Annotated in this window: 18 protein-coding genes; 5 read left to right on the forward strand and 13 right to left on the reverse strand. The window is 67.9% G+C overall.

From position 1 onward, the window contains the following. Window positions 1-333 precede the first annotated feature (333 nt). The 4 genes from ABNF93_RS00635 to ABNF93_RS00650 are packed head-to-tail and all read right to left on the reverse strand — an operon-like array spanning window position 334 to window position 4,530. Window positions 334-1,176: a carbohydrate ABC transporter permease gene (locus ABNF93_RS00635; protein ID WP_349325483.1), complete on the reverse strand. Its 843-nt coding sequence runs from the start codon at window positions 1,174-1,176 to the stop codon at window positions 334-336. Continuing rightward, window positions 1,173-2,060, reverse strand: coding sequence for a carbohydrate ABC transporter permease (locus ABNF93_RS00640; RefSeq protein WP_349325484.1), 888 nt, complete (start codon window positions 2,058-2,060; stop codon window positions 1,173-1,175). Before ABNF93_RS00640 ends, ABNF93_RS00635 begins: the two co-directional genes overlap by 4 nt. Window positions 2,061-2,071: 11 nt before the next feature. After that, on the reverse strand, window positions 2,072-3,502 hold the full coding sequence (locus ABNF93_RS00645; protein ID WP_349325485.1) for an ABC transporter substrate-binding protein: 1,431 nt from the start codon (window positions 3,500-3,502) through the stop codon (window positions 2,072-2,074). 8 nt (window positions 3,503-3,510) lie between these two features. Further along, complete coding sequence (locus ABNF93_RS00650; RefSeq protein ID WP_349325486.1) at window positions 3,511-4,530, reverse strand: GntR family transcriptional regulator; 1,020 nt, start codon at window positions 4,528-4,530, stop codon at window positions 3,511-3,513. Between ABNF93_RS00650 and ABNF93_RS00655 the strand changes: the two genes are divergently transcribed. Next, window positions 4,430-5,185, forward strand: a complete 756-nt coding sequence (locus ABNF93_RS00655) for an SDR family oxidoreductase (RefSeq protein ID WP_349325487.1) — start codon at window positions 4,430-4,432, stop codon at window positions 5,183-5,185. The genes ABNF93_RS00650 and ABNF93_RS00655 overlap by 101 nt on opposite strands. 54 nt (window positions 5,186-5,239) lie before the next feature. Further along, entirely contained in the window at window positions 5,240-5,881 is a 642-nt protein-coding gene (locus ABNF93_RS00660; protein WP_349325966.1) for an HAD family hydrolase, read from the forward strand. A gap of 164 nt (window positions 5,882-6,045) precedes the next feature. On the opposite strand, the gene ABNF93_RS00665 is transcribed toward ABNF93_RS00660, so the two are convergent. The 3 genes from ABNF93_RS00665 to ABNF93_RS00675 are packed head-to-tail and all read right to left on the reverse strand — an operon-like array spanning window position 6,046 to window position 9,332. Further along, window positions 6,046-7,269: a winged helix-turn-helix domain-containing protein gene (locus ABNF93_RS00665; RefSeq protein ID WP_349325488.1), complete on the reverse strand. Its 1,224-nt coding sequence runs from the start codon at window positions 7,267-7,269 to the stop codon at window positions 6,046-6,048. Window positions 7,270-7,294: 25 nt separating this feature from the next. Next, window positions 7,295-8,452 carry a mandelate racemase/muconate lactonizing enzyme family protein gene (locus ABNF93_RS00670; RefSeq protein ID WP_349325489.1) on the reverse strand — a complete coding sequence of 386 codons (1,158 nt, stop codon included), beginning with the start codon at window positions 8,450-8,452 and terminating at the stop codon, window positions 7,295-7,297. A 49-nt stretch (window positions 8,453-8,501) separates the two neighbouring features. Next, window positions 8,502-9,332: a ribonuclease activity regulator RraA gene (locus ABNF93_RS00675; protein ID WP_349325490.1), complete on the reverse strand. Its 831-nt coding sequence runs from the start codon at window positions 9,330-9,332 to the stop codon at window positions 8,502-8,504. A 555-nt stretch (window positions 9,333-9,887) separates the two neighbouring features. Between ABNF93_RS00675 and ABNF93_RS00680 the strand changes: the two genes are divergently transcribed. Then, window positions 9,888-11,582, forward strand: coding sequence for an LLM class flavin-dependent oxidoreductase (locus ABNF93_RS00680; RefSeq protein ID WP_349325491.1), 1,695 nt, complete (start codon window positions 9,888-9,890; stop codon window positions 11,580-11,582). A 123-nt stretch (window positions 11,583-11,705) separates the two neighbouring features. Here ABNF93_RS00680 and ABNF93_RS00685 read toward each other — a convergent pair whose 3' ends face one another. The 4 genes from ABNF93_RS00685 to ABNF93_RS00700 all read right to left on the reverse strand — a co-directional run bounded on the left by ABNF93_RS00685 (window position 11,706) and on the right by ABNF93_RS00700 (window position 15,933). Beyond that, window positions 11,706-12,908, reverse strand: a complete 1,203-nt coding sequence (locus tag ABNF93_RS00685) for a cytochrome P450 (RefSeq protein ID WP_349325492.1) — start codon at window positions 12,906-12,908, stop codon at window positions 11,706-11,708. Next, window positions 12,901-13,881: a 2-hydroxyacid dehydrogenase gene (locus ABNF93_RS00690; protein ID WP_349325493.1), complete on the reverse strand. Its 981-nt coding sequence runs from the start codon at window positions 13,879-13,881 to the stop codon at window positions 12,901-12,903. Before ABNF93_RS00690 ends, ABNF93_RS00685 begins: the two co-directional genes overlap by 8 nt. A gap of 108 nt (window positions 13,882-13,989) precedes the next feature. After that, entirely contained in the window at window positions 13,990-14,943 is a 954-nt protein-coding gene (locus ABNF93_RS00695) for a zinc-binding dehydrogenase (RefSeq protein WP_349325494.1), read from the reverse strand. 171 nt (window positions 14,944-15,114) lie between these two features. Then, window positions 15,115-15,933: a GNAT family N-acetyltransferase gene (locus tag ABNF93_RS00700; RefSeq protein WP_349325495.1), complete on the reverse strand. Its 819-nt coding sequence runs from the start codon at window positions 15,931-15,933 to the stop codon at window positions 15,115-15,117. Window positions 15,934-16,000: 67 nt separating this feature from the next. Here ABNF93_RS00700 and ABNF93_RS00705 point away from each other — a divergent pair, with 67 nt between their 5' ends. Further along, the gene (locus ABNF93_RS00705) at window positions 16,001-16,942 is read left to right on the forward strand and encodes a helix-turn-helix transcriptional regulator (protein WP_349325496.1); all 942 of its coding nucleotides are present in this window, start codon (window positions 16,001-16,003) and stop codon (window positions 16,940-16,942) included. Here ABNF93_RS00705 and ABNF93_RS00710 read toward each other — a convergent pair. After that, window positions 16,936-17,787 carry an SDR family NAD(P)-dependent oxidoreductase gene (locus ABNF93_RS00710; protein ID WP_349325497.1) on the reverse strand — a complete coding sequence of 284 codons (852 nt, stop codon included), beginning with the start codon at window positions 17,785-17,787 and terminating at the stop codon, window positions 16,936-16,938. The genes ABNF93_RS00705 and ABNF93_RS00710 overlap by 7 nt on opposite strands. Window positions 17,788-17,930: 143 nt before the next feature. Between ABNF93_RS00710 and ABNF93_RS00715 the strand changes: the two genes are divergently transcribed. After that, the gene (locus ABNF93_RS00715) at window positions 17,931-18,548 is read left to right on the forward strand and encodes a hypothetical protein (protein ID WP_349325498.1); all 618 of its coding nucleotides are present in this window, start codon (window positions 17,931-17,933) and stop codon (window positions 18,546-18,548) included. Window positions 18,549-18,573: 25 nt separating this feature from the next. Here the strand turns inward: ABNF93_RS00715 and ABNF93_RS00720 are convergent, their stop codons facing one another. Beyond that, on the reverse strand, window positions 18,574-19,425 hold the full coding sequence (locus ABNF93_RS00720) for a helix-turn-helix domain-containing protein (RefSeq protein WP_349325499.1): 852 nt from the start codon (window positions 19,423-19,425) through the stop codon (window positions 18,574-18,576). Window positions 19,426-19,606: the final 181 nt, after the last annotated feature.

Here is a 19,606-nt window from a genome sequence, read left to right on the forward strand (position 1 = left end):
GGCCGCACCCGCCATGCCGGGGCGTCTAGAGTCGGACCGGCCCCTTTGCCGCAGCTGGATCCTGGCCGCTATGGAGATGGTGACCGTCGGGCCGTGGACGTCCGGCCGACCGTCGGTCCAGACCACTCATGGAGCCACATCGGCCGGCCGGGTACGACCGAGCCGGCCGGGTAGTGGACCACGTACCGGTCCTCGGCACGTGCCAGCACCTCAGGAGCCCATGTCTTGCCGCGCCGTACCCATGGGGCCGTGTCGCCGACCACCGTCTTCAGTTCGGCACGCGCCACGCCTTCGATGACGTACCGCCGGGCCGCCAAGAAAAGACAGCCCTGATCATCCCTTGATGCCGGTCAGGGCGATGCCGCGGAGGAAGTAACGCTGCGTGAACGCGAACAAGATGATCAGGGGGATCGTCACCAGCGTCGACGCACCCATGAGCAGCGCCCATTCGGTCGTCCGTTGCGCGTGGAACGCGAAGAGCCCGAGGCTCAGCGGATAGGTGTCCGGATTCGACAGGTAGATCAGCGGGCCGAAGAAGTCGTGCCAGGTGTAGAGATAGGTGAAGACAGCCACGACCGCGAGCGCTGGGCGCACCAACGGCAGCATGATCTGCGCGAAGATCCGGAACTCCCCCGCACCGTCCACCCGGGCCGCGTCGGCCAACTCGCGCGGAATCGTGAGGAAGAACTGCCGCAGCAGGAAGATGAAGAACGCACTGCCCAAAAACTGCGGAATGATCAGCGGTGCATACGTACCGATCAGTCCCATCACCTTGAAGAGGACGTAGGTCGGAATGAAGATGATGAGCGGCGGGATCATCAGCGTCGACACGGTGACCATGAACAACGCGTTCCGGCCGGGAAAGCGCAGCCGGGCGAAGCCGTAGGCCACGAGCGCCGAGGACAGCACCGTTCCGACCGTGACCGATCCGGCGTAGAACACGCTGTTCCACAACATCTGGAAGAACGGGAAACCCGGATAGTCCATCAGAGCGGGGATGTTCTCCCAGCGGATCGGGTTGGGCCACCACCGGATCGGCAGGCTGAGGATCTGGTTGTCGTCCTTCAGCGCCGAACTCACCATCCAGTAGAACGGCATCATGAAGAGCACCGACACGGCGATCAGCAACAGGTGTCGGGCAAGCGCCAGGAGTCGGCGGCGTACGACCGGTGTCATTGGTCACGTCCCGCGTAGAAGACCCACCTGCGTGAGGTCGCGAAGATCAGCAACGTCACGGCGAGAATGGACAGGAAGAGGACGACGGAGAGCGCCGAGGCATATCCCATCGCGAAGTACCTGAAGGCATTGCGATAGATGAGCACGACGTACATCAGCGTCGACTCGAGCGGCTCGCCGGTCGTTCCACCGACGATGAGGGCCGAGGTGAAGACCTGGAACGAGCTGATCACGCCCATGACCAGGTTGAAGAGAATCACCGGACTGAGCAGCGGGACGGTGATGTGGCGCAGTCGCGACCAGGGGCCCGCGCCGTCGATCGACGCCGACTCGTACAACGACTGGGGAATTTCCTTGAGCCCGGCAAGGAAGATGAGGGTGGAGGCACCGAGCGCCCACAGGCTCAGGATGACCAGCGTGGGTTTCGACCAGGCCGGATCGGTGAGCCATCCAGGTGTCGGCAGGCCGACCGTGCGCAAGGCCGTGTTGACGAGCCCGCTCTCCGGGCTGAACATCAGCATGAAGATGATCGTGCTCACGACCGGCGGTGCGAGGACCGGAAGGTAGAAGAGCGTGCGGTAGAAGCCGATCCCCTTCGCGCTCAGGTTGAGGATGAGGGCCAGGATCAGTGACGCTACGAGACCGAGTGGGACCGAGACCAGCGCGAAGTAGGCGCTGTTGCGCACCGCGATCCAGAACGACGGATCGGCCGTGAGCATCTTCTCGTAGTTGTCGAGGCCGACCCACTTCGGTGGCTGCACGATGCTGTACTCGGTGAACGAGTAGAAGGCCGACGCCAGCACAGGATAGGCCGTGAAGACCACGAGGCTGATGATCCACGGGAGGGTGAACGCCACCCCGGCGAGTGCCTCCCGCCGACGCATCGGGCTGGACCTCACAGCACCTTGTCCAACTCGGCCTGGCAGGCCTTCTGTGCCTCTGCCAACGCGTCCTTGGGCTTCGCCGCCTTGGTCGAGATCTGCTCGAGCACGCGCGTGAGCTGGTCGATCGCGAACGTCTGCACCGGTGAGTCCCACATCGGTGTGGCGATGTCCAACTGCTCACGGAAGAACGCGGTGGCGTCCTCGGCATACTCCTGTCCGCGCCTCTCCACGAGCTTCGAGGGCACGATGTCGTCGGGGACCTTCGCATTGGTCGGCAGGTCGGGAAACTCCGCGAACTGTGCCTGCGCTCCGTCGACCGCGATGTGGTCGAGGTAGTTGAAGGCCTCCTCCGGGCTGTTGGAGGCGGTGGGGATGGCCATCCAGTTCGGCCAGTATCCCGACACCGTGCTGTCGCCGCTCGGACCAACCGGATTGCTCGCGACCTCCCAGCGTTCGAACTTCGCCTCGACGCTGTAGAAGTCGCCCATCAGCCAGGTGCCGTCGAAGCGCATCGCGAGCCGCTTCTCCTGGAAGGTGGGCGGCGCTTCGCCGAGCAGGGCCTCGAAGGACCTGGTGACCTTGCGCAGATCGCCTTCGTACTCTTCGTTCATCCAGGAGACGAAGTACTCCATCATCTCGATGTTCTGCTCGGAGTCGATGGTGTACTTGCCAGCCGACGCGTCGAAGATCTGCCCGCCGTTGAGGGCCGACCAGACCGGCAACGTGTACTGGTCGAAGGGTGGCAGGAAACCGGCCGCCTCGATCTTGTCGCCCTTCCACCTGGTGAACTCCTTGGACAGGCTGCGCAGGTCGTCCCAGGTCTTGGGGAAGCTCTCGCGGTCGGCCGGAATCCCCTTCTCCTCGAACCACTCCTGGTTGTAGTACATGGCGTACGAACCCGCCGTGAAGGGCAGCCCATAGGTCTTTCCGTCGAACTGGCAGCTCGCGAGCACGGCCTCGGGCCAGTTGGCGAGCTGGGAGTTCTCCGACTTCTCCATGAAGGCGTCGAGCTCCATCAGGGAACCGCGAATGCCCAGGGCGACCGGCGTGTCCCACAACACCGTGGCGCTAGGTGGATTACCTCCGGCGATCCGGGCGAGCAGCACTTCGAGAAAGTTCTGCTCACCGGTGAGCCGGGTGACCGAGACGTTGACGTTGGAGTGCTGCTTTCCGTACTCCTTGGCGACGTCCTCGTGCACCTTCAGGTACCCGTCCGCGCCGCCTGGCAGCCAGAATGTCAAGTCGACCTTGCCTCCAGGTTTCGTACTCCCCTGGTTCGCGGTCGTCCCTCCGGTGGAGAAGCATCCCGGCAACGCGAACGCGCCTCCGGCCAGTCCGGCGATGCCGAGCAGGCTGCGCCGGCTCAGATCGTGCCGGCCGGGTGCGCTGCGGATGGGCGCGCTGCGGCCGGGCTGGCGGGGATCGTTGGTCCTGGTGGCCATTCCTTCTCCTACGGGTGCGGTGGCAGAGCGGCTCGCCGATTGCGGAGAACCGTCCTGAAGCGATAGCGATCCCCCCGATAGATGATCTGGCCGATCTCGAACGGCCGGTCGCGGTCGTCGAAGCAGGTGTACTTGCCGACGAGCACGGCCTCCCCCTCCCGCATGCCGAGCTGTTCGGCGTCGTCGGAGGTGGCTCCACGTGCGGAAAGTACGTAGTCGGCCCGGTCCGGGTTGATCCCGCAGCGCTCGCGGAGCGTGGCGTAGAGGGAGCCGGTCGAGTAGTCCTGGGAGACCGCGGCCTCCACCATCGCGGCCGGCATGCAGGTGCTCGCCAGCGCCACCGGCACATCGTCGAGCTTGCGCAGCCGGTCGAGGCAGAAGACCTCCGACCCGGGTGCGATGCCGAGATCGTCGGCCTCGTCGATCGTGCCGGGCCGCGTGCCCTGATGGAGAACCTCGGCGGACGCGCGCAGTCCACGCAGTGCCGCCATCTCGGTGAAGCTCAACGGCGGCTCCTGCCCCTCCTCGACCACGCTCGGGGCGACAACGTGCCAGCCACTGCCGTGCGTCGGTTCCAGCAGGCCGTCGTCGTGGAGTGCCCGGAGGGCGACTCTGAGTGTCGCCCGGCTCACCGCAAGGGACGAACTGAGGTCCCGCTCAGGTGGTAGGCGGGTGCCGGGGCGGAAGGTGCCCCGGGCGATCGCGCTCGCAATCATCCGATACACCTGCAGCGACGGAGGCTGACCGTCGCTCCCCTTGCGCACGCTCCGCAGCACGGACTCACCTACTCCACGGCGCCGATTGGTAGAGATGTGGACTGGAATTCCAGACCTATTAAGACGGGAGTGGGGGAACGAGGCAAGGCACCTTCCGGATCCGGCCGGGTCCCATTCGTACGCCCGCGACGCCTCCGTAGGCTCTGGAAGCGTGCCAAAGGAACGTGGGGTCGCCGTCGTCACCGGTGGAAGTCGAGGGATCGGCGCCGCCACCGCACTGCTGCTCGCCGAGCGCGGCTGGTCGCTCTGCATCGGTTATCAGAACGCCATCGAAGCGGCCGACGCCGTGGTCAGGGAGTGCGAGAGCCGCGGCGTGCGGGCGGCCGCCGTCAGGGCTGACGTCGGCGCCTGGGAGGGCGTGGCCACCCTCTTCGCCGCCGCCGACCGACTCGGCGACGTCACGGCGTTGGTCAACAACGCCGGCATCGTCTACCAGGCACACACCCGCGTCGACGAGATCACCCCGGAACGGATCGAACGCATGCTCGCGGTCAACGTCACCGGTGCGTTCCTGTGCGCCCGCGAGGCCGTCCGCCGGATGTCGACCCTGCATGACGGATCCGGCGGCGTGATCGTGAACGTCTCGTCACGGGCGGCGGCGCTCGGTGGCGCGGGCGAGTACGTCGACTACGCCGCGAGCAAGGGCGCCATCGACACGATGACCGTCGGCCTGGCGCGGGAGGTCGGCGGCGAAGGCATCCGGGTCAACGCGGTGCGTCCCGGGCTCATCGAGACCGACATCCACGCCAGTGGCGGCGAACCGGACCGGGTCGCCCGGCTCGCGCCGGGGATCCCCATGAAGCGAGGCGGACTGGCCGGCGAGGTCGCCGATGCCATCGTCTGGCTGTGTTCGGACGAGGCCTCCTACGTGACCGGCGCCCTGCTCGACGTCGGCGGCGGCCGCTGAAAGGACCGCACCATCACTCCCACCACCAATACTCCCGCAGACATCCGACTCGTCATCTTCGACTTCGGCAACGTGATCTGCCGGTTCGACTACCTCATCTTCTGCGCGCGGCTGGCCGAACGAGTCGGGTGGTCGACCGAGGAGATCCACGCCACGGTGCATGAGGGCGGGCTGCAGGCGGACTTCGAGTCCGGCCGGCTCACCGGTCCCGAATACCACCGCCGCGTCATGGATCTGGTCGGCGCTCGAGGGGCCGACGTGGGCAGCGGTGCCGGCAAAAACGACGCGGCCGGCAGGCACGTGGCGTACGACGAGTTCGTTCCGATGTACGGCGACATCTTCACCGAGATTCCCGGGACGGTCGCCCTGCTTCGCCAACTGACGACGCGGTATCCGCTGTACCTGTTGTCCGATACGAACGAGATCCACTTCGGCTTCGTCAGGAAGACGATGGACGTCGTAGGCATCTTCGACGAGCTCATCCTCTCCTACGAAATGGGCGTCATGAAGCCGCATCCACGGATCTACGCCGAGGCACTGCGGCGATCGGGTGTGCCGGCTGACGCGTGCGTCTTCATTGACGACCGTCTGCCGAATGTGGAAGGTGCGCGCCAGGTCGGAATACACAGCATCCACTTCCGCTCTCCCGACCAGTGCGCCACCGATCTCCGGCAGCTCGGCGTCAAGGTCAGCTGATGCCCGCTGGGCTGGCGCGTTCCTCTCCGTCGGAGCGCTCCACCTGGGACATCGAGCACCTGAGCGCTGACGACCCAACCGCAGCGGCGCACTCCTCCGGCAAACTCGACGCCGACTCTGCGTGAGGGGAGAACCGCGTTCAGAATTACAAGCCCGGGCACGGCTCACCTGCGGACGACGTACTTCAGCCGCTGACGCATGTGTGCAGGTTGGACGGAGTCGACATCGACGCGATCCGCGCCGACGAAGCGGGCCAACCGGAGGAGGCCCGCGCCGAGCGCATCGACGAAGTGATCCTCGCGAGCAAGAGCGTCGGTCTCGAGCCACAATCCCCTGATCTGAAGGGTTCCACCAGCTCGGTCGAATGCTGGATCCACCCGTGCCACGAGGTCGTCTCCATACAGCACGGGCATCGTGTAGTAACCCCACCGCCGCTTCGCCGCCGGCTTGTACGCCTCGAAGACTGCCTCAAAATCGAACAGACCTCGCGGTCCGCGCAGGACGACGTCGAACGGCGACAACAGGGCCGCCTCCTGCGTCGTGTCAGGTCCCGAAGCGCGCCAGGGACGAGGCACGCCGCCCGCTTCGACCTGCTCCAGCAGGGCCAGTCGGTCGGTCGGCACGTAGTGCATTTCTCGCACGCCTTCCACCGAAACGCGCGTCAGAAAACCTGAGTCCACCAGGTCCGCGAGCGCTTTCGCCCTTTCCTGACGTCCGATCCGCCGATGAAATCGTGCTGCCCACGTTGGTGCGTCGAACAGGCCAGCCCATCGGGAAGCCTTGTGTGCCGAGAAGACGTCCGCCTCCGCGTCCGTGGCCACATGGTCGTAGGCAGGAGGGGCGACCGCGGGCCGCAGTGCGTACAACCGCTCGAAGCTCCTCCGGCCGTAGGTCATGGCCTCACCGGTCAACCACAGGTAGTACAACGCGACCGACGTGTCCTTGGTCGAACGAAAGGAGCCGGTCTTCCCCACGCCCGGAAAGTCCCGCGCCGCAAGCGGTCCGTCATCACGCAGATGGCCGCGAACCCGGGAGAGCAGGTCTGCGTGCTCGTCTTCGTAGGATCGCCACCGGTCGCTTAACCGCACCTGCTCCATCGCCAGCCGTACGTACGGAAGCTCGTCCATCGGGCGGATATAGACACAGCCGCCGTAATCGAAGAACTCCCGTTTCCTGTACAGCAACGCATCGAGGTACTCAGGACGGTAGTCGACCACCCGACTGTGCAGAACCAGATCATGGCTCCGTGCCACCACGTTCAGCGGATCGACCTGCACCACCTCGGCCCGCCGTAGGGCACGACGCGTGCCGGCGAACCCCGTGGCCCGACGTCCCGGCCAGAGCCCTTGGCAGCCCAGAACGAAACGCCGCCGCGTTCGTCTGGACACTGCCCACGTCATGGCAGCGGCTGGTCTATTCGAACCAGGTCGTGCCGGGGTACTGATACTGGCGGCCGACCGTTTCATCCAGCTCGATTCCGAGGCCGGGACGGTCCGGAAGCTTGATGAAGCCGTTCTTGATGATGTCTTCCTTGTCGGTGATGATCGTCGACCAGTAGTCACGTTCGAGCCAGTGGAACTCGAGCGCGAGGAAGTTGGGCACCGTCGCGCACACGTGCGCCGACGCCATGGTCCCGATCGGCGACGAGACATTGTGCGGGGCGAACGGCATGTAGTAGATCTCGGCCATGTGCGCGATCTTCCGGCACTCCGAGAGCCCGCCACACTTCGGGATGTCAGGCATGATGATGTCGACTGCCTGACTCTCGATCAGGTCCCGGAAACCGTGGCGCAGATAGAGGTTCTCGCCAGCGCATATCGGCGTGGTGGTCGACTGCTTGACCTCGCGCATCGCATCGACGTTCTCCGGCGGGACCGGCTCCTCCAGCCACATCAGGTGGAAGGGCTCGAGATCCTTCGCCAGCCGGATGGCGCTCGGCACGTCGAGCCGAGTGTGGACATCGGCAGCGAAGTCGATCTCCTTGCCAGCAAGCTCTCTCGCCATCTCGGCGAGGCGCACCATCCGCTCGTGCTCCCACGGCCCGGCGGTGTAGTTGAACCTGTCCTTGCGGAATCCCTCCACCTCGCTGCCGGAGTGGCCGTAGGCGAAGATGTCGAGGTCGATCTTGAATGCGGTGAACCCTCGGGCGAGCATGTCGTCGAGTACCCGCTTGATGTCATCGAAGTCCATGCCGGGCTCGACCTGGCAGTCCGCGTACACCTTGATCTCGTCGCGGAACTTGCCGCCCATGAGTTCGTAGATCGGCACACCGAGGGCCTTGCCCTTGACATCCCAGAGGGCGAGCTCGATGCCGGTGAGGGCGGTGATCAGCGCACCGGCGAAGCCGCCGTTGAAGACGTTCTGCCGGCGCAGTTGTTCGAAGATCGCGTCGATCTGGAACGGATCACGCCCCACCAGCTTGGCCTGCAGTTGCTGGATGAGCGCGATCGCCTGGACACCGCCGTGCACGCATTCGCCGATGCCGGTGATGCCCTCATCTGTTTCGACCTTGACCCACAGGTGCATACCGTGTCCGACCGTCGCGGCAGTCTTCACAGCGGTGATCTTCATATCCACATCCCTCTAGCTGCGTCTTGGTCTGTGCCTGAGGAGGAGGGCGTCACTGGCTGCCGGTCGGATTTTGCGCACGCCAGACTTCGTACTCGGCCCACCCCTCGTCGCTGAGCGGGTAATAGGTGCGCAGAGCGCCCCCCTCGGCGAGCTTGAGCCGGCTGAACTCTTCCCACTCCTCGTGATCCACGGTGTGCTGGAGGACCAGTGGGGCCATCTGGGCGGGAACGAGAACGGCGCCGTCGTCGTCGGCGATCATGATGTCGCCCGGCATGACGAGGACCCGACTGCAGGCGATGGGCACATTGATGGCCCAGGGAAAAAGCGTGCCCTGCGAGGCGTAATTGGGAGTGAATCCACGAGTCCAGATCGGAGTACCGATCTGTTGAATGTGCGGCCAGTCGCGGACACAACCATCGACAACGATCCCCGCGCCACCGCGTCCCTTGAAGTAGGTGACGAGCATTTCGCCCATACACCCGGTATTGAGGTCTCCAAAGGCCTGCACAGCAAGGATGTCGCCCGGCTGGACGGTCTCGAACACCGACCAGAGAGCACTCCGCTTTTCCACGTGCTCCTCGGCCGCGCCGGATCCGACACCGGTCACGATGTCTTCGCGCTTCGGCATGAACTGCAAGGTCACCACCGGACCGACGACCTTGGCACCCGGTTGCCGAGGAAGCGGGCCCTGGATAAAGGTCTGGCGTATGCCCATCCGATGCATCACGGCACTCGCGGTAGCGCTGCTGACCACCTTCATCCGGCGGATGAGGTCCGGATCCGGACGATTGAACGCCGGTCCGGTAATCGGCAACGTCTGTGCGATCTCCGGTATCGGCAGCGATACGTCCAAAGGCGCGTCAGATCGCGGTCTCTTCACCAGCGCTCCTGTTCCACTCGGCCCGGATAGCGTTTTTCCCCGAACGTTTCCCGGTGCGCCAGAGATCGCCTGGCGCACCGGTTTTCCTTGGCCCCCGTGCGTCTGCGACGTCGGGCCAGTTTCCGTCGACCACTGTAGCCGTCCGGATACCGCTCCCGCGATTTTCGTTTTTTCGAAGCTGCAAAGAAAGGCCTGTCAGCGGCGCTTGTCTTCGCACGTCCTCGGCCGGGGCTGTGGGGAGCAGGGTCGGACTCGCCGAGGGATGGAGGTTTCCGGTGGTGGGCTCGGCGAGGATTGTCAGTGCTCGTCGTGAGCGAGGGACCTTCCGATCGGCCCACTGGGCGCCTGACGCCCGGCCCGACGTGCTGGTGCAAGCCGCGGCTACCGTGTTCGCTGACCACCTTCCACCCAGGCCACCCGAACACCCGACCACCCAGACACCGGCCACCGGCAGCCGTCCACCAGACCACCCGGCCACCGGACCACCCGGCCACCGGACCACCCGGCCATCGGCCGCCCGGCCGCCGGCCAGCCGAGAGTGAGTGACCATCGACGATGCCCGACTACGGCCACGACCTGCGGTTCGGCGTCTTCCTGTCGCCCAGCACTGACCAGGTGTCTGCGCTGCTCGCGCTGGCTGACGCAGCCGACCGCCGAGGCCTGGACCTGATCAGTGTCCAGGATCATCCGTACCATCCAGGGTTTCTCGATGCCTGGACACTGCTGTCGACCATCGCCGCCCGGACGGCCCGCGCCACGGTCTTCCCCAATGTCGCCAACCTCCCCCTCCGCGACCCCGCCGTCCTCGCCCGCAGCGCGGCCAGCCTGGACATCCTCAGCGGCGGCCGTGTCGAGCTTGGCCTGGGCGCCGGCGCCATGTGGGACGCGATCGCAGCAATGGGCGGGCCGCGCCGCAAGCCCGGACAGGCAGTCGAGGCTCTGACGGAGGCCATCGCCGTGATCCGGGCCCTGTGGACTCCGGGTCGTGGGGTCCGGTTGGAGGGCGGCCACTATCGCCTCGCCGGCGCCAAGCCGGGACCGTTCCCGGTCCATCCGATGCAGATCTGGCTGGGTGCGTACAAACCGCGGATGCTCCGGCTCACCGGCCGGGCGGCCGACGGCTGGTTGCCCAGCCAGCCGTACGCCGCGCCGGACACGCTCGCGGCGATGAACGACATCATCGACGATGCTGCTGAGACGGCTGGCCGTTCGCCCGGTGCCGTACGTCGGCTCTACAACATCACCGGCAGCTTCACGGGTACGGGTGCCGAGTTCCTGCAGGGACCGCCGAGCGTGTGGGTCGAGCAACTCGCCGAACTCGCCGTGACCGACGGCATCAGCGGCTTCATCCTCGCGATCGAGTCGGGAGGAACCGCCGACGTCGAGCGGTTCGCGCACGAGGTGGCGCCGGCCGTCCGCGACCTGGTGGACCGGGAACGCGCTGGGTCGCCGCCCGCTGGGACACCGCCGGCTGGGACACCGCCGGCTGGGACACCGCCTACCAGCACCCGACCCACCGGCACCGAGTCCACCAGCCCCGAGTCCACCAGCCCCGAGTCCACCAGTCCCGAGGCCACCGAAGTGGGGCCAGCCGACAGCGGACCGACCGGGAGTACTCCGGCGGAATACGCCGGCGCGACCGGACTCGGCGTCGTGCCCACCCCGCCTCCCGCGCGGCGGCTGATAAGCACCAGCCCCTGGGACGAGTCGACCCGTCCGCACGGACCCGGGGCGGACGCCGACACCAGCTACACCCCGGCCGGTCGCGCTCAGGGCCAGCACCTGATCGACATCCACGACCACCTCCGGCACGAGCTGGACCAGGTGCGCGATGTGGTCGAGCAGGTCGCCGACGGTACGACCGACCCGGGCGCCGCCCGCTCCCTGATCAACGCGATGACCATGCGTCAGAACAACTGGACGCTCGGCGCCTACTGCCAGTCGTACTGCCGGATCCTCACTCTCCATCACAGCCTCGAGGATCAGGCGATGTTCCCGGGCCTGCGGCAGGCCGACACCAGGCTGGCGCCCGTCATCGACCGGCTTGCCGAGGAACACGAGGTCATCGCCCGCATCCTCAACGACGTCGACGCAGCACTTGTCGGCATGGTCGAGCGTCCCGGCGCGATCGGCGAGGTGCAACGTGCGGTTGACGTGCTCACCGATGCGTTGCAGTCACACCTGTCGTACGAGGAACGCGAACTGGTCGAGCCACTCGCCCGACTCTCGACCGGCTTCACCGGGATGTAGCCGGAGCGACCTCCCCCGCGGTAGCCGGGTCCGTCGCCGTCGCACCATCATGAAGGAAAAGTCGCCCATGCGCCCCGAGTCCTTCATGATCACGATCATGATCACGTGGTGGGGGGGGTTCGGTTAGCCCCAGAGGGTGTGGAGGGTCGGGGGTTTGCGGAAGACCAGACCGGTCGGCGCACTCGGGCGGGCGGGGTCGAGCCGGAGTCCCGGCAGCCGGCCCAGCAGCTGACGGATCGCGGTCATTGCCTCCAGCCGGGCAAGGTGCATGCCCAGGCACACGTGCGGACCGTGGGCGAAGGCGACCTGCTGGCGGGCGTTGCCACGCCGGACGTCGTACCGGTCGGGGTCGGCGAAGACAGCGGGGTCCCGGTTGGCGCCGGCGAGTGATACGACAATCAGGTCGCCTCGCCGGATCGGTGCTCCCCCGAGTTCGACGTCGGCTGTCGCGTAGCGGTCGACCACCGCGGCGGCGGGCTCCAGTCGTAGCGACTCCTCGATGGCCGGACCAAGTAGCGCCGGGTCCGCGCGCACCAGAGCAAGCTGGTCGGGATGGCTGAGCAGGTGCCACAACGCGTTCGCGGTCATGCCCTCGGTGGTCTCGATGCCGCCGAACATGAGGACGGCGGCGTTGGAGACCACTTCGTCCGTACGGAGACCTCCGGTAGCACCGGCGGCCGCGAGAAGTGACGGCCCACCGGCGCCGTCGCCCGGTCCGCCGGCGACCATCGCCTCGACATTCGTCCGAAGCGCGTCGAACGCCTCCCGGCCCGCCGTGCTCACCTCCTGACCGGCCGCTACACCCGAGACCGCCGCCACGATCGCGTCGTACCACGACAGCACGGTCGGCGCGGAGACCCCGTCCAGCCCGAGCGTCTCGGCGACCACCGCGACCGCGAGCGGTCCGGCGAACCCGCGCCGCAACTCGGCGGCGCCGGAGTGGTACATCGCGAAGATGAGCCGTTCCGTCTCCGCTTCGACCGCGGCCGTGAACCGGGTACGAACCTCACCGAGCCCGAACGACGGGTCGAACGGCCGTCGATGCCGTTCGTGCTCCGCGCCGTCGGTCGACAGCATGCTCCGGCCGACGACGCGGGCGGTCGAGAAGCGCGGGTCGTCCACCGTGAACAACACCGGGTCCCGCATCGCCGCCAGTACGAGATCGCGCCGGGTCACCAGCCAGCCACCGAGCGCCGGCACCCACGACACGGGTTCGCTCGCCCGCAGTCGGGCCAGCACGGCGTGCGCGTCGGTGCCCTCGAGCTGAGCGACCGTCACGTCCGCCCCGATCGGGAAACCGGGCGGAAAGCCCGTCGGGTCAGCCATCGTCTCCGCCGTGAACGACATTGACGAGCGGATCCCCGGCGGCCAGCCGGTCGATGTTGCCCGCGATGTCGGCCACCCGCCGGGTGAACGTCTCGGTGGTGACACCGGATACGTGGGGGGTGAGCAGGACGTTGTCCAGGTCGGCGAACGGCCGACTTGCCGGGCTGCCGTGACCGGCCTCGTCCGGGTAGTGCCACCAGACGTCGAGGGCCGCGCCGCCGATCCGGCGTTCGACGAGCGCGGTGTAGAGCGCGTCCTCGTCGACGACCGGTCCGCGCGCGACGTTGACGAGGAGAGTCCCCGGCCCCATCGCCGCCAGCTCCGGCGCGCCGATGAGCCCGGTCGTCTCCGCGCTGAGCGGTACGGTCACCACCACGACGTCGGCCTCCGCGCACAGGCGAGGGAGGTCGTCGATGCCGCCCACCCAGTCGAGAGCCACGCCGTCCGGAGGCGTGCGGCCGGCGTGGCGGCGGACCGCGATCGTACGCATCCCGAACGCCGATGCCATGCGGGCGGTCTCCGACCCGATCTCGCCGAGGCCGATGACGCCCAGGGTCCTGCCGCGGAGGGTGGCAGGGCGGACCGCCTCGCGTACGTACCGCGGTGACCGCCACCGGTCCGCCCGAAGGTCACTGTCGGTACCGCGCAGGTCCCGCGTCAGCGCCAGCGTCACCATGACGACGTGCTCCGCGATCGACCGGCCGTGGTGGAACGTGTTGGCCACGAGCACTCCGCGCGGCAGCGCGTCGAGGGCGATCGCCTCGTAGCCCGCGCCGGGAGCGTGGACGAGGCGGAGCCGCTTGGCCGCCGCGGCGAGATCGCTGGAGAGGCCGCTCGCCACCAGCACCTCGGCGTCGGCGACCACGCTTGCGTCGAGGTTCTCGGCGAGGTGCCAGTCGTGGCGGTCCCTCGTCGCGCGTTCGAGCTGGGGGAGGTAGTCGTACAGCAGGGGCTCGGCGAGCACGATTCTCACGGTCACACTCCTTTCCCCACGAGGGTAGAGGTGGGAGTGCGTGCCGCCGGGTTCGAGGTCAGCCGGCCGGATCGGTGGACGCGAACCCTGACAACCACCCGATCCCGCTCACCGCACCTCGAGCAGGGTCTTGCCGACGGTGGCCCTTCCCTGGATCGCGGCATGCGCGTCGCCGGCGCGCTCCAGCGGGAAACGCTGCCCGATCAGCGGACGCACCCGTCCGGCCGCCGCCTCGGCCAGGACGTCGATCGTGAACGTACGCAACTCCTCCTGGGTGGGTGTCGACGTCACGAGGGCGACGCCACGTTCCGCTGCTGCGTCAGCGGAGATGCCGGCCCACTCGCCGCTCGCGAGCCCGTAGCTGAGCATCCGCCCGCCCCGGTCGAGCAGGTCGAACGCCGCGTGGGCGACGGTTCCGCCTACCCCGTCGAGGACGACGTCGACCCCGCCGACGGCTTCGCGTACCTGCTCGGCCCAGTCCGGCCGGCGGTAGTCGACGACGTGCTCGGCGCCAAGATCGCGGGCGACCTCGACCTTCCGGTCACCGCCCGCGGCCGCGACGACCGTGGCCCCGGCCGTCCGCGCCAGCTGGACCAGCAGCGTGCCCACGCCACCCGCGGCCGCCTCGACCAGGACGCGGTCGCCCTTGGCGATGCCGACCGTGCGGACGAGCATCACGGCGGTACGCCCGTCGGCGAGCAGCGCCACCGCGGCGTCGAGATCCAGCCCGGGCGGCACGTCGAACAGCCCGGCAGCGTCGGTGGCGACCCGTTCGGCATAGCCGCCGGACCCACCCGTGCTGCTGACGACCTGTCGACCGATCAGGGCCTTGTCGACGCCTTCTCCGACGGTCGTGACGACGCCGCCGACGCCGTTGCCCATGATCATCGGCAGCTCGACCTCGAACGGTCCGGCGTTGGCGCGGACCTGGGTCTCCACGAACGTGATGTTGGCGTACGTCACGTCGATCATGACCTGGCCAGGTCCCACCGGCGGTTCCGGCGTCTCCTCCACCCGCAGCACCTCCGGACCGCCGAACTCCCGCAACCACACCGCGCGCATGCACCCTCTCCGATCCCGTCCGTCGCAGGCGGCTGGCGACCGGGCCTGTCGACTGTTCGAGGACGAGCCTGCAACCTCAACCGAAGTCGAGGTCAAGCCGGCGGCGCGAGGTCGGGCAGGTCAGGCGGCCATCCCACAGGCACTGTCCATGGCACCGCGTCCGTGACGGCCTCAGGCCTGCGGCGGCGCCCATTCGTACACGCGGATCTCGCAGTAATCCTGGAAACCCAGCCGGGCGTAGACCGAGTGCCCCGCCTTCGACGAGCCGAGGACGCCGATCCGGTAGCCGAGCGCGCGGGCATCGCGCAGGGCCGCGAGCGTGACGGCCGCGCCGATCCCCTGTCTGCGTACCGCCGGTACGGCCATCACGAAGTAGATGCCTGCCACTCCGGCGCCGAGGAACAACGTGGACGTGCCGACCGGTTCGCCGTCGAGGTAGGCGAGGTAGTGCCGGTAAGGCACATCGTCGCCGAAGCCGATGCGGGCGTAGACCTGCGCCACCCAGGCGGCCTCGCTCTCACCTTCACCGAAACCCTGTGCCAGGGTGTCCTTCCACCTCGCGAGGGTGGCGCGGTCGGTCACGCGGGCGATCTCGAGCCCGTCCGGCGTTGACAGGTCCTCCACCAGGGCGTGCAGATCGGCGGCCATGCCTGCCTCTGCTCCGGCCTCGAAGCCCGCCGCGAGCAGCCGGTCGCCGAGGTCGGACGGGCGCATGGACGGGCCGACGTGCCAGGTTCCGGGTACGCCGTGGTCCCGCATGGCCCGCACGGACTCGGCGATCGCGGTGTCGGCGCCGGCCGGGTCGAGATCGGCCCGGACGACGCAGTTGTGGTAGTCGATCGGCGAACCGCCGATGGTCCACGTCAGGGCCGCGTCGACGCGTTGTTCTCCCCCGCCGATCCGGCCCATGTCCAGCAGCAACTCCGCCGCGTTGTCCTCGATCGCGTGGATCATCGACGCCGGCGAGAGGTCCTGGTTCACCTCGTCCATCGGCCCATTGTGCTGTCGGTGGTCGCGGCGACACTAGGGATTTGTGCGGGCGTCAAGGCTGATCTCGATGCTGCTGTTGCTCCAGAACCGCGGCGCCATGACCGGGCGCGAGCTCGCCCGCGCGCTCGAGGTGTCCGAACGCACGGTGGTCCGCGACGTCGAAGCGCTGACACTCGCGGGCGTGCCGGTCTACGCCGACCGCGGCCGGGCTGGCGGTTACCGGTTGGTCGGCGGCTATCGGACCCGGCTCACCGGGCTCAACCGGGACGAGGCGGAGGCGCTCTTCCTCTCCGGCGTCTCCGGGCCCCTGCAGGACATGGGGTTGGCCGACGTGGCGGCCACTGCCCAGCTCAAAGTGCTCGCCGCACTGCCGCGGGACCTGCGTGACTCCGGCATGGTCGCGGCACAGCGGTTCCACCTCGACGTACCCCGTTGGTTCCGCGACGCGCCACCGCCTTCCGTGCTGGCAGCGCTGGCGACCGCGACGTGGAGCGACCGGGTGGTGTCGGCGACGTACCAACGCGGGGAGCGGACCCTCGTCCGCCTGCTGGAGCCGTACGGGCTCGTGCTCAAGGCCGGTCGGTGGTACGCCGTCGGCTGCGTACGCGGTGACATCCGGGTCTACCGGATCGACAGGTTCACCGGCATCGACGTCCTCGACCAGCCGTTCCACCGCGACAGCACCTTCAACCTGGCCGCCTTCTGGCGCGAGCGGTCCGCCGAGTTCGAGCGCTCCATCTTCACCGCGCACGCTCGGGTACGCCTGAGCCCCGCCGGCGTGCGACGGCTCTGGTCGGCCGTCGAACGCCTGGCCGCCGAGGAGGCGATCGCGTCCGCCGGACTGCCCGACCGCGACGGCTGGGTGACGGTCATGCTGCCGGTGGAGTCACTGGACATCGCCTACGGGCAACTGGTGGCGCTGGGGCCGGAGGCGGAGGTGCTCGACCCGCCGGCGCTGCGAGCCCGCCTCGCCGGCGCCGCCGACCGGCTCAGCGCCCTCTATCAGTGAGCGTCCTGCGTGCCTGCGTGCTCATTCCTGCGAGCGAGGGTGGTCTCCCACCACTGGCTGGTCGGCCGACCGTTGAGATCGGTGAAGCCGTACTCCGCGGCCAACTCGACGACGGTACGCACCGAGCCGGAGTGCCTGGCCACTTCGGCGTCCGACGCGAGCGCGGCGACGGCCCGCCCCACGAACTCCGTCGTCTCCGTACGCCTCGCCCACTCCGACGTCTGGTCGACATCATGATCGTGCAACGCACCGGGTGACACGGCCAACGCAGTCACGTCGTAGGGGCGGAACTCCTCGGCCAACCCGACCGGCGTCCGGTTGATCGCCGTCTTGATGACGTCGTAGTAGAGATGCTTGTGGTACGGCTTGTTGACCTTCCAGGTGGTGAGAACGACGAGACCGCCCCGAGTGGCGCGCAGCAGTCCCGCTGCGAACTGCACGCTGAGGATGTGCGCCCGCAGGCCCGCCGCCAGCATCAGATCGAGATGCTCCGGGGCGAGTTCCCACACCGGTGCGTCGTCGACGTCGCGTTCGTACCCACCCCAGGCGTTGGAGACGAGGATGTCGAGCCGTCCGTGCTCTTCCCCGACCCGGCCGAACAGCGCCCGCACCTGCCGATCATCGGTGTGGTCGCAGCGGACCGCAACACCCCTGCCGCCTCGGGCGGTCACCATCTCGGCCGTGTGTTCGATGGTCTCCGGCCGTCCGGTCGGGCTCCCACACTCACGGCTGGTGCGGCCGGTGACGTAGACCGTCGCGCCCTCCTCCCCCAGCACCTTCGCGATTCCTCGCCCGGCACCACGACTCGCTCCCGTCACAACCGCGACCTTGCCCGCAAGACGCATGGCAACCCTCCTCGTCGTTCGTTCGTTCGGTCGATCTTGTGGTGGCGAGCGTGACAGCGAATTCCGACACCTCCTGGCGGCTTTTCCGTCCGGAGTGAAACCCGTGGTGCGCAGGAGCGTGACGCAGGCAGGGTTGAGGTCTGATGAACGCACGCATGCGACGCTGGTGGCAGGGTGACCCGGCTACTCCCGAAGTCACCTCACCGGACGATCTCGACCTCCGGCGACTGCTCGAGCGGGTTGCCCCCGGCTCCGAGACCAGCGACCTCGGCGGGTGCTTCTGCGTCAACGTACGCTTGCCCGAGCCCGGACTCGTGGTGCGCGTGCAGCCGCGGTTCGTGTCACGTCAGCGGGTCCTTGCCCTGCAGGACATCCAGCTGGGCAACATCGGCTTGACACCGGAGATCGAGACCCTCTACCTCGACTTCGGCTTCGCCGCCGTTCGGCCGCGGATCCACGAACTGGCGTACGCCCTCGCGTGGGTGATCCTCCGCCCCGATGGGAGCGGCACCGCCGACACCTTCTGCTGGGACAAGGTGCCAGCCCTGGTGGAGGAGTACGAAGACGCCGCCGGCACCGTGCTCACACCTGTGGAGCGGAAGGCACTGACGCCTTATATCGCGGCCGTTCCGCTCTATCACGCGGCGACCGTCGGTTTCCACGCCGACCCGGTGGCGCAGCTCTGCGATGACCGGGACGGCAATGCGTTCCTGCGGATCAGCGAGTGGCTGCTCGCCAATCCCGCTGCCCCCCTCGGCTGATCTGGCGTTGCCGCCTCAGCGTCGACTACCTCCTGCCGTCGCCGACCGCCCGCCTCGGATCGGCGGCGTACCGGCCAGGCGTCGTCCCCACGTGCCGCTTGAAGTGCCGAGTGAAGTGTGACTGGTCGTGGAACCCCACGCCCACGGCCACGTCGCTCACCGGACGGCCCTCGAGCAGCCACTGGCGAGCGACCTCGATCCGCCGGCCGACCTGGTACGCATGCGGCGCCACCCCGAACGTCTTCGTGAACGAACGGACAAGATGGGCCGGGCTGGCGCCGAGCCGCTCACTCGCGGCGGCGAGTGTCACGGGCTCCAGCAGGTGCGCGTCGAGCAGCGCACGTAGACCTTCTGCCAGCGTGTCGGTGCGGTGGCTTCGATCCTGGCCGTCCGCGGAACGTCGCAGGTGGTGGCGAAGCCGCTCGACGATGAACGCGAGCCGACTCTCGGCTTCCAGCGCCGAGTCGGTGCAGTCGAGAACCTGATGCACGGTCGAGATCCGCCCACGCAACAACGGATCCACGATCGCCGGCCGGTCGACCGCCGGGCCGATGAAGGTCTCGCCGAACATCCGGTCGGACAGATACAGCACCCGCTTTCGGAATCCGCGGCTCGTCGCTGGTCGACCGTCGTGCACGACGTGCGGCGGCAGCACGCCCACCGTCGACGAGTCCGACCCGTGCGGGTGACGGTCAAGGTCGTAACGGATCGCGCCATCGTCGACCAGGAAGAGCGTCCAGGTGCTGTGGGCGTGAGCCGGATAGGCATAACGGGTGAAACGCGCGTGGAAGACCTCGCTGATCCCGGGCACCGTCGGTTTCCAGGCCCGGACCTGCTCGGGCCCGTCCGCGCTTCGACCTTCGGTGCCTTCGATCATGCCCTCGATACTGCTCAACCGACCGGGAATACGGACCGGGGATACGGACCGGGGATACTGGGTGCCGCTTCGGCCAGGATAGCCCGCCGAAAAGGGCCCGCTCGCGTGCAAAGAACGTACAAGACCCGCGCCGCCCGACGGTCGTACGTTCGCTTCCATGCGAGTGGACTCCATACGGGTG

Origin of the sequence: Actinopolymorpha sp. B9G3 (assembly GCF_040120725.1) — a bacterium.
Taxonomy (GTDB): Bacteria; Actinomycetota; Actinomycetes; order Propionibacteriales; family Actinopolymorphaceae; genus Thermasporomyces.